This is a genomic window from Tepidiphilus baoligensis (genome assembly GCF_012911495.1).
Classification (GTDB): Bacteria; Pseudomonadota; Gammaproteobacteria; order Burkholderiales; family Rhodocyclaceae; genus Tepidiphilus; species Tepidiphilus olei.
Genome location: NZ_JAAAUB010000025.1, coordinates 1 through 10,229, shown reverse-complemented (window position 1 = coordinate 10,229; position 10,229 = coordinate 1). Strand labels below are relative to the sequence as shown.

Sequence of the window (10,229 nt, the reverse complement as noted above, 5' to 3'; positions counted from 1 at the left end):
AGCCGGCGGGGGGCGTAAGCCCCCCAAGAGGCGGCGGCGCGAAGCGCCTTTTACGTCGTTTTCGGATTGTCCACAGCGTTTGGGTGCGGGCAGACGTTAAAGATTTTATATGTTAAAAAAAAACGCGCGCGCGTTACGGGGCAAAAAAATGGCTTTTTTTCTTTAAAAATCAAAATGTTGCGAAGTCTATGCGTGGGTGAAATGACGTGTCAGGCGTGGGTGAAATGACGTGTCTGTCCACAGAAAAACGTGGGTGAAATGACGTGTCTGTCCACAGATGTAAGTTGATAGTGTGGGTGAAAACACGTGTCAGCCATCGTTCTCGAAGCGTTGAGATAGGCCGCGCGCAAGGTGTTTCATGTCACGGACATAAAATATTACTTGGTCATCGTCTTTCAGTACGAAGCGGTACTCGGGTAAGCAGTCGTCGTTTTGAATAGTCCGAACAGCTCTTCGGAACTCGCGGATAGATGACTTACTGCCCGCTTTTTCTTGAAGCAGCGCCAAGCTGATTGTCCACTGCGTTTGATGACCGCAATGCTTGCGGGCTAGCTCATAGAGCCGCCGTGCTAGCGGCTTGCGCAGCCGGAAGTAGTCTGGGTGGATGGTCAGCACCTCGAAGGCCTGAACTGCGTTATAGAGCCATTCCGATAGAGTAACCTCGACGGCGATCATGCGATCGTCGGTAGGCGATTTCTCGACGATCTTCCAGCGGTCGATGATGCCGAATCCTTCTTTGACGCGCATGCCACCAGTCTTGATATCGGTGGTAATTCGTGTACCTGCAAGCCGCTCGAAAGCCTCATGCAGCAGCCTGTATCCCTGCCCACTCGTCTGCCGGTTCGTCGTCACCAAAAAGTCATACACGGTAAAGCGAACCGTGCGGTTCTTGGCATCTTCCCTGCCCCGGTTCAGACCCTCGACGAGCTGGCTGATGACATAGATTAGTATGTCTTTATCATGCTGTGTCGCGCGTCCGAGCACCGACGGGGCAACTTTGACGTACTTACTTCCGTCCTTGCTGCGCCACTCCCAGATTGAGAGGTCTGGCTTGGTCGATAGCGTGAAAATCGGCGCTTCCATCGAGGCACCGTCGTCCTTCATCGCGTACTCGAACAGGTCAGCCAAGAAGAAATCCCGGTTCGGGTGACGCACCTTGACCAGCCCCCCAACCTTGCCACTCTCACGTGGCACGGAGGACAGGCGACGCTGCAAGGACTGAAGGGCTTTCAGCCCATTCTCTATCTGGGCATCAATGGACGCCCGCTGCTCTTGAAGGCTGCGCAGCCGTGCTAGCAGCTCGCATGCCTCGGGTGATTCCACGCTGCCGACCTTGGCTACGATGCGTGCGATGTCGCGATTCGTGCTCACGATGAGCTCAGACAACACGCGGTGGTGTTCGCGTAACCTGTCGATGCGTTGCCGGTGCGCTTCCCCAGGAGATGAAGGCACGGTTTCCAGCGAATCCAGCACCTCATCGAAGCTCAGGGCGTTCCCCTTAAATGCGCCCATCATCGCCGATTCCTCGAACGAGCCTTCCACGGCTGCGCCAGAAAGGCCGGGGTGGGCCACGCCGTCCGTTGCGGTGACGTCAAACAGCAAGGGCTGCTTCTCAAGATCGGCAGGCCTTGGCACGATGGTCTTGGGTTTGCGCGGCATAGGGCACCTTTGCCAGATAAAACTTAAATGTACTTTTGTACTTTTACGATTTAACGTATTTCTGTAAAAGTAGCTCGCGTACCTCGTCGGCAATCTTCGTACCCCGCATCGCACATTGCGCCTTGATCGTACGGTGCAGGCTTTCCGGTATGTCAATGGTGAGGCGCTTCATCGGTTCCGGCCCATTGCCATTGCCGCGATGCTCCACCCACTCATCGGCGGAGGGCTGCACGGGCTTGGCAGTAGGTTTGCTTCCAATCGAAATTTTTTTCGTACTCATCGTGCGAACTCCATTAGCTCGGCCACTACGGCCTCGATCTCGGCCGCCGCCGGACCTTTTTGGTCAATCTCGTGGACGGCCAGCCCCTGGGCCGCCGCCTCAGCGAAAATAACGCGCTGCGTGACACTGGCCGCCAATGCCGGAACCGGGTAGGCCGCCAGCGCCTCGCCCACGTCGCGCCCAATTGCCGTATTTGCGATTTTGCGATTTACCACAAATGCAGCTTTCAGCTTTTCTTTATAGACGCGAGCTTCGTCGATCAGCTTCACCACCTCATCCGCTGCCCAAATGTCGTAAGGGCTAGGCTGCACTGGGATCAGGATGAAGTCGGCGGCCATGATGGCCGAGCGTGCAAGGTCGGTCACACGCGGTGGCCCGTCGATGATGATGTGGTCGTATCCCTGACCGATTTGGGCGATTTCCTTGTGGACGGTCGGCCTTGGCAAGCCAACCACGGAAAACAGCGGTTCCCCCTGCCGGGCGGCTGCCCAGTCCAGCGCACTACCTTGGGGATCGGCATCGATCAGCAAAACCCGTGCCCCGGTGCGCGCCAAGCTGGCTGCCAGATTCACGCTGAGGGTGGTCTTGCCGACGCCGCCTTTCTGGTTCAGAAGACCGATGATCATGTTTTCATCCTTTACGGATTATTGTATTTACGATTTTACGACGATACGGAAAACATGTCGAGCTGACCGATGTCGATCAACATCAGCGATCAGAGCTGAATAGCGAGGAGTTTTTCCGTATAGCGCAAGGACTCGAGAACCTCAGGCGGATGATTCGAGTACCCGCATTTCAATATGAAGCCCAGCAACCGTCGCCATGTTCACCAACGCATCGAGGCTGAAGAGTTCGATCTTGCCGCGCATCAGATCGGAGACACGCGGTTGCGTCACGCCGAAGAGCTTGGCCGCTTGCGCCTGGCTCATCCCCGTGCGGGCGAGGTGGCCCTTCAACGCCGTCATCAGCGCAGAGCGCAGATTCATGTTTTCCGCTTCTTCCGGGGTGTCCTCGAGGGCATCCCAGACACTGGCGAATCGTTGGTTGCTCATCGGCCGATCTCCTTCGACAACGCCCGAATCAAGTACGCGATACGGTCGCCAGCGGCAAGAAGAGGGTCAGCGGTGAGTCGGGCAAGGCGATGAATCCGTGATGCCGATAGAAAGCCGCAGCCACTTCGTCCTTGGCGTCGACGACCAGGGCGAAGGCGGCAATTTCCGAGCGAGCGGCCCGCTCGAGTGCATCGGCCAGCAAAGCGCTGCCCAGACCTTGGCCTTTGAATGCCTGATCGACGGCCAAGCGCCCCAGGCGAACGGCAGGCACGCTGGGATAGCGTGGCAGCTTTTTGCCCGTACTGGGTGGAAGATCGGCCAACAGGAGGCTCGCTGCGGCCAAGGTGTAATAGCCCGCGATGCGCTGCCCCTCAGCCAGGGCCACGAAGCAGGCGGCCATGCGGCGGCGAATGTCCTGGGTGGCGTGTTCCCGTAAATAGCGATTCAGCGGCTCCGAACCACAGTCGAACGCGGCACGATCGTGCGCTGCATCGAGCGGCACGAGCAGGAACGGAGCTCGGCTCATTCGGTGCGCAGGAGCGCGCTACGACGAGCGAAGGCGCGTTTCAATGCCGGGGTCGGTTCCGGCGGCGAGAGCAACGCGTGCGCAAAGCATTCCTGATCGGCAAGCGACAGGCGGATCACCGTGGCCTGCTCGATGGCGCGTTGCGCGGCCTCCTGCACGGCGGACACGACGAAATCGGTCAGGGTGCGCCCCTGAAGCTCGGCCGCACGTTTGAGCAGCGCATGAAGCTCCGGGCTGATCCTCGCTTCGAGACGGGCAGTGGAGACGGTAGTGGGCATGGCAGAAACCTCCTGGATTCATTGTACGGCAAATTGCCGTACAATATAAAGATCAGCAAGAACACATGTGTGTCCTTCCCCCGATGACCAATCCACGCCGCTCCCTTGCCAAAGTCGCCGAGTGCATCGCCGCCCTCGGCGAACGCGCGCCGACGGAGTTCGTCCTCTACACCAAAGAGTTCGTCGACGAACTGTGCCATCCGGACAACGATCCGCCGCAGCGCAAAGCGATGATGATCGTGGAGAAACCGCGCGCTTTGGCGATTCCCTGGATGAACGCGATGCTCGCCGCCATGGCCGAGATGATCGCCGAGAGGGCTGGCATTCCCGTCCCTGATTGGGCCAACGAGCCCGAACGTTTCCTGCCCGAACCCCTCGTCTTCGGCTATAGCCCGCAATCGCAGGCCATGGCCATCGAACTCACCCCACCGGCGTTCGCGCGCAGGAATCTCTTCTGCGGCCAGATAACCCTATACACGAACCGATGGGAAATCGTGCGGCAGCGGCGTTCAACGGGCTGACTCCTGCCGCGATCACTGCACTCGCCGTCCAAATCGCTCAGCAAACGTACCGGGATGACACCACGTGCCTTTTGGAGACCTTGGAACCCCCGGGAGAGTCGGCTAGCATGTCCACGACCGGGTTTGTCCGAAGGAAGCCATCATGAAGTTTTCCCGCATCACGGTAAATCCCCATCAAATGGGCGGCGTTCCTTGCATCCGGGGACTGCGCATCCCGGTGGCGACCCTCATCACCCTGATGGCCGAAGGCATGTCCGAGCAGGAAATCCTTGCCAACTATCCCGACCTCGAGCCCGAAGACTTGCGCGAGGCGCTCTCCTACGCGGCCTACGCCGTCCAGGAACGGGAACTGACTTTGCTCGTTCCTGCATGAATCCGCCTTCACCCTCTTCCCATCAAAGATCCACGGTTCTAGCAATTCATGGTTTTTCGGATAGGTTCTTGGCGTACGGCTTGCATCCGATCAGATAAGGCCAACGACCAGTAGCAGCGCTCTATCTACCGCTTTCATCCGCTCGCCATCGAGGCGACCAAATGGCTCGCTGATCTTGGCGCGCGGTAGCGTCGAGAGCTTGTCCACCATGACTTGCGAGATTACACGCAGCCCGTTGGCCGGGTTGGGTTCCACAGTGACACGAAACGCGACATTGCGCAGCTTGCTCGTCACCGGGCACAGCACCACGCTTTCCAGCTCGGAGAGCAAGTCGGATTGGACGATCAGGGCGGGCCGTGGTTTACCGTAGTCACCTGGCAATGAAACCGTTACGAGATCGCCTCGCTGCATCAATCCCACCCTTCGATGTCCAATGCAGCCGCTTCAGTGAAGCGCAACACCTCGGCTTCCGCCGCGTCGCCCTTCAGGCTTTGGCACTGCGTGCGTAGCTGCGCCCTGAACTCGGGTGAGCGGGTATCTGGCACCCAAAACTGGACAGGCCGCAGCCCCGCCGCGCGCATCTGCTCACGGTAGCGCGCTACTTTAGATTCCTTGGTCGTTGAAGTCATAGTGCTCTCCAGGGGTTACATTTCAATTTTCATGATACTACACATGTAAATTGGCAAAAACGACCCTATCCTGACGCTTTTAGGCGGGCTAGCCTGACGCCACATTGGGGTATACCCAAACTGGACAGATTCACCCGAAAAGCTCGCTGTGCCAGCCAAGCCGTTCCCGCCTCAGGGTGTCTCGGCATCGGGCTTGCAGTAGATCAGCGTAGGTCGGGTTTGCTTGTCGTAAGATTTTTTCCGTTTTCTGAGACTACCCCAAGTTGACCGGAGATTACCTCTGGTGCGGTATTGAAGAGCAGGGCGCATCGTGTTATATTTTAATATAACCTCTAGGAGATGCCCATGCACACAACCCATCTGCGCAAGGTCGGCGGCTCGGTCATGCTGGCCGTTCCGCCTGCGTTGCTCGACGTTCTGCACCTGACGGCCGGTGCCAAGGTCGGGCTGACCGTCGATAACGGCCACCTTGTGGTCGAGCCGCAGGTGCGGCCACGCTACACGCTTGATGAGCTGTTGGCGCAGTGCGACGGATCGGCCGAAATCACGGCGGAAGATCGGCAATGGCTCGATTCCAAGCCGCTCGGCGCTGAGCTGCTGTGATGGAACGCGGCGACATCTATCTCGTCTCGCTCGATCCGGCTTCCGGTCATGAGCAACAGGGAATGCGCCCGGTGCTGATCGTCTCGCCGGGTGCGTTCAACCGCCTGACGAAAACCCCGGTCGTGCTGCCGATCACAACCGGAGGCAACTTCGCCCGCACGGCAGGTTTCACCGTCTCCTTGACGGGTGCGGGTACCAAAACGACGGGGGTAATCCGCTGCGATCAGCCGCGCGCCCTCGATATAGGCTCCCGCCACGGCCGCAAGCTGGAAAGCGTACCGGAAGTCGTCATGGACGAAGTGCTGGCCAAGCTGGCCGCGATCCTGGAGTAAACGCCCACGTTTCAGAGACAGCCGGCTTGCTATCGCGTCGGTGGCCACAGGCGGGCGGTATGCACCAAGGCCAGCACCCAAACCGTGTCCCCGTCGATCTCATACACCAGCCTATAGCTTTCGTGCACGATCAGCTCACGGGTACCTGCGATCTTGCCTGCCTTGCCCATCTTGGGATGCGCCGCCAGCCGGGCGGCCGCCTCGCTGAAAAGCTCGTCCATGCGAACGGCCGCGCCGGGATCGTCAGCCGCGATGTAGTCCCAAATGTCAGCGCGGTCTTGTTCCGCTTCTGGCGTCCAGACGACGATCACGCCTGATCCACCGCGACTTGGTTGCGCCTGGCGGCGAACTCGGCTTCGACCTCATCATTCGACCGGCCACGGCCGGCACGCATCGAGGCGCGGCCGGCTTCGACCTTGCGCCGCAGATATTCGTCGTATTCGCGGGCACGGCGGCGCTGCTCGATGTAGCCGCGCATCAGCTCGCGCATGATTTGGGAGGCCGGCCGATCTTCACCGGCCGCTTCAGCCATGAAGTCGGCCCGCAGCTCCGGTTCCAGCTTCATCGTGAAAACCGCTTCTTTTTTCGACATGGTGTGCCCCTTTGCAAAGGTACTAACGAAGTATACACTATGTCAGTATATCTATCCGTTTATGTTCTGCAATGCCTGACGTTCAACCGGTGCGTCAGCAGTGACGGCGAGACGGCGCAGAAGCATCTTTGGCAAACTGGACAGAGGGTATTTGCCAGAGTAGGATTGAATCCTATCGACGTTCAAGGAGCGCCTGCCATGCGAACTACCCAACAACTGAGTATCACCCTGACCAACGACATGGCAGAGTTGGTGAAAACCAAGGTGCGTAGTGGAGAGTACGCCAGCGAAAGCGAGGTGATCCGCGACGGACTCCGTGCGCTGATGGCAAGGGATCGTGCCGTGGAGAGTTGGCTGAAAAACCAGGTTGGCCCGGCTTATGATGCTCTGAAGGCCGATCCATCGCGTACCGTTACCGCCGACCAAGTGCGTGCTCGCTTGGCCGCAGAGCACGCCAAGACGCGATGAACTATCGCGTCGTCTTCACTCCGGAAGCGCTGGAGCAGCTTGCTGAGCTATACCGATACATCGCGAAGGAAGCGTCGCCGGACGTAGCAGCCCGATACACCGAGGCCATCGTAAGCTATTGCGAAAGCCTGTGCACCTTTCCCTTTCGCGGGACACGACGCGATGACGTGCGACCAGGCCTGCGCATCACGAACTACAAGAAGCGAACGATCATCGCCTTCGATGTGGAGGCTGAGGTTGTGTCCATCATCGGGGTTTTCTATGGCGGACGAGACTTCGAAAAGATCTTGCGCGACAACGATAAGGAAGATTGAGCCGTTATAGGGGTTGCCTCAGAAAACAAAAAAAAACGACCGTTTTCGATAACGACACTCCGCCACCCGCTGCACCCCGCGATTCCAAGGCCTTCACCCTCTCGAAACCCGTTCTTGAAATAGAATGATCGTTTCGTTCGATCGTTGCGGGTTTCGAGAAATGCGCCTTACTCCACTTCCGAGGAACCTTCCATGTTGATCGGCTACGCCCGCGTCTCGACGCAGGATCAGAACCTCGAGCTGCAGCGCGAGGCCCTCGCCAAGGCCGGGTGCGAGAGAATCTTCGAGGATCGGGCAAGCGGCAGCCGTACCGACCGAGAGGGTCTGGCACGGGCAATAGACATGCTGCGCTCAGGGGATACGCTCGTGGTGTGGAAGCTCGATCGCCTGGGCCGCAGCGTCAAGCAGCTGGTCGATCTGGTGGGGGAACTACAGCAGCGCGGGGTTCAGTTCAAAAGCCTCACCGATGCGATCGACACGAGTACGCCCTCGGGTCGGTTCTTCTTCCATGTGATGGCAAGCCTCGCGGAGATGGAACGCGAACTGATCGTCGAGCGCACCCGCGCCGGGCTCGAGGCGGCCCGTAAGCTCGGTCGCAAGGGAGGACGCCGGCCCAAGATGACGGCGGGCAAGATCGAGTCGGCCCGAAGGCTCCTCGAGACCGGCATGCCCGCCAAGGACGTGGCCCGAAGCCTCGGGGTGTCCGTGCCTACCCTCTACCGGTGGCTGCCGGCATCGAAGCGGGATTCGGCAGGCGAGCGAAAGGCCCCTAGTGGGATAGCGCTAAATGTACCTTGATCGCATCCTCGACGGCCAACAGGTCCGCTTTGGATAGCGTGCCCAGCTTGCCTTTGAGGTGCGACTTATCGGCGGCCATGATCTGATCCGCCATGGCCTTGCTGCGCTGTCCGCCGACGGTCACGACGGCTTCGCCGGGATACTGACGCTCGGTATTACTGGTCAAGGGCACCACCACCACCCGCGACAGATTCCGATTGGCCGCGTCGTTGCTCACGATCACCGCCGGGCGCCGCTTGCGGATTTCGCTGCCGACGGCTGGGTCGAACTCGACCCACCACACTTCACCGCGCAGCATCGGCCAGGTCTTTGGCAAGGGCGTTGCACCACTCTATCGCTTCGTCCTCACGCGCCTTGTCGGCAGCCATTGCGCGGTAGCCCTCGTCGAGCGACGTATCCACGACATGAGGGCGAACCAGATCCTCGATGAACTGGCTGATTCTCCGCCGCCCTACCGTCCGGTAAAGCCCTTCGTACACGACTTCATCGAGCGTGATCGTCATTTTCCGGTGCATCACAACCCCCTTTGAACACTCAATACGTATTAACACGTATTATATCTTACACGTGATGGCAAGCCTCGCGGAGATGGAGCGCGAACTGATCGTCGAGCGCGCCCGCGCTGGGCTCGAGGCGGCCCGTAAGCTCTGCCGCAAGGGAGGACGCCGGGAAACGCCGCATGATCCAGGTGGAGGCAGTACGATTTCGGATATTTCGTTTATTATGACATCAGTCCCGACTTCGAGCCGCTGAGGAAAACCTCATGAACACTTCCACCTTCCCGAAAACGTTGCCTTCGGCCGAAGACATCGCGCTCGCCCGCGAGTCCGGGCGCGTGCTCTCGACCGTGCTCCAGACCCGTGCCGAAACCCATCAGATCGACTTCCATGACGAGCAAGGCACCGTGCGCACCGTCTCGATCCCGACGTCGGCGTTACGCCTGCTGCTCGACGTCCTGACCGAGATCGGTCGGGGCAATGCCGTGTCGATCATCCCCATCCATGCCGAGCTGACCACGCAGGAGGCTGCCGACGTGCTCAACGTCTCGCGACCTTTCCTCGTCCAGTTGCTGGAGCAAGGCGAGATTCCGTTCCACAAGGTCGGCACGCACCGGCGCGTGCGCTACCAGGACCTGATCGACTACAAGAATCGCATCGACGCCAAACGTCGCAAGGCACTCGAGGAGCTGGCGGCCCAAGCCCAAGAGCTCGGCATGGGGTACTGACCGGATTGGATCGCACTTCAACGCCATCTACGACGCTTGCGTGCTCTATCCAGCACCCCTTCGTGACCTGTTGATGCATCTGGCGCTGTCTGATCTGTACCGGGCGCGCTGGAGCGACAGGATCCACGATGAGTGGATGCGCAACGTGCTGGCCAGCCGCCCCGATTGACGGCGTCTGGCCTGACTCCAGCCGATGGGCATGGCACGTTGTTCCACGATCTCCTGCTCCTCGCGGCTCAAGTGCTGACGGGGCGCACGTACCAGCGTCGCATCCACGATCTGTCCGCCTCGTGCGATATAGCCCCTTGCGCTCGATTTGGCGCTTTACCGCTTCGAAGAGGGCTTGCATCCCTGCAGCTCCGATGCGGCGCTCCACGTATCGCAGTGCGGCGCGTCATGGTTCGGGCCCCTCTCACGAATCAGGACAAGGGGATTTTATCAGAGGCGGGGGCCTGGGTTTTTCGATGTGCCCAAAGGATGGTACACAACCAAGTGGGATTCAGCAAGCGAGCAAATTGAATCGTCCGGGACATGACATGTGTCAGGTCCCGGACGATTACGTGGCACTTTTATGAAAAG

At 59.4% G+C, this 10,229-nt stretch carries 20 protein-coding genes and 2 pseudogenes; 10 read left to right on the top strand and 12 right to left on the bottom strand.

The features are described 5' to 3' along the window. Nucleotides 1–309: 309 nt before the first annotated feature. The 6 genes from GV368_RS10645 to GV368_RS10620 all read right to left on the bottom strand — a co-directional run bounded on the left by GV368_RS10645 (nt 310) and on the right by GV368_RS10620 (nt 3,795). Complete coding sequence (locus tag GV368_RS10645) at nt 310–1,659, bottom strand: replication initiator protein A (RefSeq protein ID WP_206673401.1); 1,350 nt, start codon at nt 1,657–1,659, stop codon at nt 310–312. A 43-nt stretch (nt 1,660–1,702) separates the two neighbouring features. Then, nucleotides 1,703–1,939: a plasmid partition protein ParG gene (locus tag GV368_RS10640; protein WP_169116503.1), complete on the bottom strand. Its 237-nt coding sequence runs from the start codon at nt 1,937–1,939 to the stop codon at nt 1,703–1,705. After that, on the bottom strand, nt 1,936–2,565 hold the full coding sequence (gene parA / locus GV368_RS10635) for a ParA family partition ATPase (RefSeq protein WP_169116502.1): 630 nt from the start codon (nt 2,563–2,565) through the stop codon (nt 1,936–1,938). The genes GV368_RS10640 and parA overlap by 4 nt, the downstream gene beginning before the upstream one ends. Nucleotides 2,566–2,706: 141 nt before the next feature. Beyond that, nucleotides 2,707–2,991, bottom strand: a complete 285-nt coding sequence (locus tag GV368_RS10630; protein WP_169116501.1) for a helix-turn-helix domain-containing protein — start codon at nt 2,989–2,991, stop codon at nt 2,707–2,709. A gap of 28 nt (nt 2,992–3,019) precedes the next feature. Further along, entirely contained in the window at nt 3,020–3,517 is a 498-nt protein-coding gene (locus tag GV368_RS10625; RefSeq protein ID WP_169116500.1) for a GNAT family N-acetyltransferase, read from the bottom strand. After that, on the bottom strand, nt 3,514–3,795 hold the full coding sequence (locus GV368_RS10620) for a type II toxin-antitoxin system TacA family antitoxin (RefSeq protein ID WP_169116499.1): 282 nt from the start codon (nt 3,793–3,795) through the stop codon (nt 3,514–3,516). The genes GV368_RS10625 and GV368_RS10620 overlap by 4 nt, the downstream gene beginning before the upstream one ends. 83 nt (nt 3,796–3,878) lie before the next feature. Here GV368_RS10620 and GV368_RS10615 point away from each other — a divergent pair, with 83 nt between their 5' ends. Together GV368_RS10615 and GV368_RS10610 are read left to right on the top strand one after the other, a co-directional pair. Further along, entirely contained in the window at nt 3,879–4,316 is a 438-nt protein-coding gene (locus GV368_RS10615; RefSeq protein WP_169116498.1) for a hypothetical protein, read from the top strand. Between the two features lie 142 nt (nt 4,317–4,458). Beyond that, the gene (locus GV368_RS10610) at nt 4,459–4,689 is read left to right on the top strand and encodes a DUF433 domain-containing protein (protein WP_178086767.1); all 231 of its coding nucleotides are present in this window, start codon (nt 4,459–4,461) and stop codon (nt 4,687–4,689) included. A 90-nt stretch (nt 4,690–4,779) separates the two neighbouring features. Here GV368_RS10610 and GV368_RS10605 read toward each other — a convergent pair whose 3' ends face one another. After that, nucleotides 4,780–5,100, bottom strand: coding sequence for a type II toxin-antitoxin system PemK/MazF family toxin (locus GV368_RS10605; protein ID WP_169116497.1), 321 nt, complete (start codon nt 5,098–5,100; stop codon nt 4,780–4,782). Next, the gene (locus tag GV368_RS10600) at nt 5,100–5,318 is read right to left on the bottom strand and encodes an antitoxin MazE family protein (protein WP_142811006.1); all 219 of its coding nucleotides are present in this window, start codon (nt 5,316–5,318) and stop codon (nt 5,100–5,102) included. Before GV368_RS10600 ends, GV368_RS10605 begins: the two co-directional genes overlap by 1 nt. Before the next feature lie 345 nt (nt 5,319–5,663). Between GV368_RS10600 and GV368_RS10595 the strand changes: the two genes are divergently transcribed. Together GV368_RS10595 and GV368_RS10590 are read left to right on the top strand one after the other, a co-directional pair. Then, nucleotides 5,664–5,921: an AbrB/MazE/SpoVT family DNA-binding domain-containing protein gene (locus tag GV368_RS10595; RefSeq protein WP_169116496.1), complete on the top strand. Its 258-nt coding sequence runs from the start codon at nt 5,664–5,666 to the stop codon at nt 5,919–5,921. Beyond that, on the top strand, nt 5,921–6,253 hold the full coding sequence (locus tag GV368_RS10590) for a type II toxin-antitoxin system PemK/MazF family toxin (protein ID WP_169116495.1): 333 nt from the start codon (nt 5,921–5,923) through the stop codon (nt 6,251–6,253). The genes GV368_RS10595 and GV368_RS10590 overlap by 1 nt, the downstream gene beginning before the upstream one ends. 29 nt (nt 6,254–6,282) lie before the next feature. On the opposite strand, the gene GV368_RS10585 is transcribed toward GV368_RS10590, so the two are convergent. Beyond that, nucleotides 6,283–6,564 (bottom strand): type II toxin-antitoxin system RelE/ParE family toxin, encoded by a 282-nt coding sequence (locus GV368_RS10585; RefSeq protein WP_169116494.1) that lies wholly within the window; start codon nt 6,562–6,564, stop codon nt 6,283–6,285. Beyond that, the gene (locus GV368_RS10580) at nt 6,561–6,845 is read right to left on the bottom strand and encodes a CopG family ribbon-helix-helix protein (protein ID WP_169116493.1); all 285 of its coding nucleotides are present in this window, start codon (nt 6,843–6,845) and stop codon (nt 6,561–6,563) included. The genes GV368_RS10585 and GV368_RS10580 overlap by 4 nt, the downstream gene beginning before the upstream one ends. Nucleotides 6,846–7,043: 198 nt before the next feature. Between GV368_RS10580 and GV368_RS10575 the strand changes: the two genes are divergently transcribed. The 3 genes from GV368_RS10575 (at nt 7,044) to GV368_RS10565 (ending at nt 8,425) form a co-directional block, all read left to right on the top strand. Beyond that, nucleotides 7,044–7,313 carry a ribbon-helix-helix domain-containing protein gene (locus GV368_RS10575; RefSeq protein ID WP_169116492.1) on the top strand — a complete coding sequence of 90 codons (270 nt, stop codon included), beginning with the start codon at nt 7,044–7,046 and terminating at the stop codon, nt 7,311–7,313. Then, a complete protein-coding gene (locus tag GV368_RS10570; protein WP_169116491.1) occupies nt 7,310–7,627 on the top strand; it encodes a type II toxin-antitoxin system RelE/ParE family toxin in 318 nt (105 codons plus the stop codon). Before GV368_RS10575 ends, GV368_RS10570 begins: the two co-directional genes overlap by 4 nt. Before the next feature lie 192 nt (nt 7,628–7,819). After that, the gene (locus GV368_RS10565; protein WP_169116490.1) at nt 7,820–8,425 is read left to right on the top strand and encodes a recombinase family protein; all 606 of its coding nucleotides are present in this window, start codon (nt 7,820–7,822) and stop codon (nt 8,423–8,425) included. Here GV368_RS10565 and GV368_RS10560 read toward each other — a convergent pair. Both GV368_RS10560 and GV368_RS10555 read right to left on the bottom strand, forming a co-directional pair. Further along, entirely contained in the window at nt 8,397–8,723 is a 327-nt protein-coding gene (locus tag GV368_RS10560) for a type II toxin-antitoxin system PemK/MazF family toxin (protein WP_169116489.1), read from the bottom strand. The genes GV368_RS10565 and GV368_RS10560 overlap by 29 nt on opposite strands. Beyond that, on the bottom strand, nt 8,710–8,940 hold the full coding sequence (locus GV368_RS10555) for an addiction module antitoxin (RefSeq protein ID WP_169116488.1): 231 nt from the start codon (nt 8,938–8,940) through the stop codon (nt 8,710–8,712). The genes GV368_RS10560 and GV368_RS10555 overlap by 14 nt, the downstream gene beginning before the upstream one ends. A gap of 40 nt (nt 8,941–8,980) precedes the next feature. On the opposite strand from GV368_RS10555, the pseudogene GV368_RS11445 reads away from it, so the two are divergent. The 3 genes and pseudogenes from GV368_RS11445 to GV368_RS11830 all read left to right on the top strand — a co-directional run. Next, nucleotides 8,981–9,094: pseudogene (locus GV368_RS11445) on the top strand (recombinase family protein); the annotation flags it as partial. Nucleotides 9,095–9,188: 94 nt separating this feature from the next. Next, nucleotides 9,189–9,650, top strand: a complete 462-nt coding sequence (locus GV368_RS10545) for a helix-turn-helix domain-containing protein (RefSeq protein ID WP_169116486.1) — start codon at nt 9,189–9,191, stop codon at nt 9,648–9,650. A 4-nt stretch (nt 9,651–9,654) separates the two neighbouring features. Beyond that, nucleotides 9,655–9,816: pseudogene (locus tag GV368_RS11830) on the top strand (PIN domain-containing protein); the annotation flags it as partial. Between the last annotated feature and the right edge of the window lie 413 nt (nt 9,817–10,229).

Excerpts from the sequence above, each read along its gene's own strand:
- GV368_RS10645 (WP_206673401.1), bottom strand. The coding sequence starts at position 1,659 with ATGCCGCGCAAACCCAAGACCATCGTGCCAAGGCCTGCCGATCTTGAG.
- GV368_RS10640 (WP_169116503.1), bottom strand. The coding sequence starts at position 1,939 with ATGAGTACGAAAAAAATTTCGATTGGAAGCAAACCTACTGCCAAGCCC.
- parA (WP_169116502.1), bottom strand. The coding sequence starts at position 2,565 with ATGATCATCGGTCTTCTGAACCAGAAAGGCGGCGTCGGCAAGACCACC.
- GV368_RS10630 (WP_169116501.1), bottom strand. The coding sequence starts at position 2,991 with ATGAGCAACCAACGATTCGCCAGTGTCTGGGATGCCCTCGAGGACACC.
- GV368_RS10625 (WP_169116500.1), bottom strand. The coding sequence starts at position 3,517 with ATGAGCCGAGCTCCGTTCCTGCTCGTGCCGCTCGATGCAGCGCACGAT.
- GV368_RS10620 (WP_169116499.1), bottom strand. The coding sequence starts at position 3,795 with ATGCCCACTACCGTCTCCACTGCCCGTCTCGAAGCGAGGATCAGCCCG.
- GV368_RS10615 (WP_169116498.1), top strand. The coding sequence starts at position 3,879 with ATGACCAATCCACGCCGCTCCCTTGCCAAAGTCGCCGAGTGCATCGCC.
- GV368_RS10610 (WP_178086767.1), top strand. The coding sequence starts at position 4,459 with ATGAAGTTTTCCCGCATCACGGTAAATCCCCATCAAATGGGCGGCGTT.
- GV368_RS10605 (WP_169116497.1), bottom strand. The coding sequence starts at position 5,100 with ATGCAGCGAGGCGATCTCGTAACGGTTTCATTGCCAGGTGACTACGGT.
- GV368_RS10600 (WP_142811006.1), bottom strand. The coding sequence starts at position 5,318 with ATGACTTCAACGACCAAGGAATCTAAAGTAGCGCGCTACCGTGAGCAG.
- GV368_RS10595 (WP_169116496.1), top strand. The coding sequence starts at position 5,664 with ATGCACACAACCCATCTGCGCAAGGTCGGCGGCTCGGTCATGCTGGCC.
- GV368_RS10590 (WP_169116495.1), top strand. The coding sequence starts at position 5,921 with ATGGAACGCGGCGACATCTATCTCGTCTCGCTCGATCCGGCTTCCGGT.
- GV368_RS10580 (WP_169116493.1), bottom strand. The coding sequence starts at position 6,845 with ATGTCGAAAAAAGAAGCGGTTTTCACGATGAAGCTGGAACCGGAGCTG.
- GV368_RS10575 (WP_169116492.1), top strand. The coding sequence starts at position 7,044 with ATGCGAACTACCCAACAACTGAGTATCACCCTGACCAACGACATGGCA.
- GV368_RS10570 (WP_169116491.1), top strand. The coding sequence starts at position 7,310 with ATGAACTATCGCGTCGTCTTCACTCCGGAAGCGCTGGAGCAGCTTGCT.
- GV368_RS10565 (WP_169116490.1), top strand. The coding sequence starts at position 7,820 with ATGTTGATCGGCTACGCCCGCGTCTCGACGCAGGATCAGAACCTCGAG.
- GV368_RS10560 (WP_169116489.1), bottom strand. The coding sequence starts at position 8,723 with ATGCTGCGCGGTGAAGTGTGGTGGGTCGAGTTCGACCCAGCCGTCGGC.
- GV368_RS10555 (WP_169116488.1), bottom strand. The coding sequence starts at position 8,940 with ATGCACCGGAAAATGACGATCACGCTCGATGAAGTCGTGTACGAAGGG.
- GV368_RS10545 (WP_169116486.1), top strand. The coding sequence starts at position 9,189 with ATGAACACTTCCACCTTCCCGAAAACGTTGCCTTCGGCCGAAGACATC.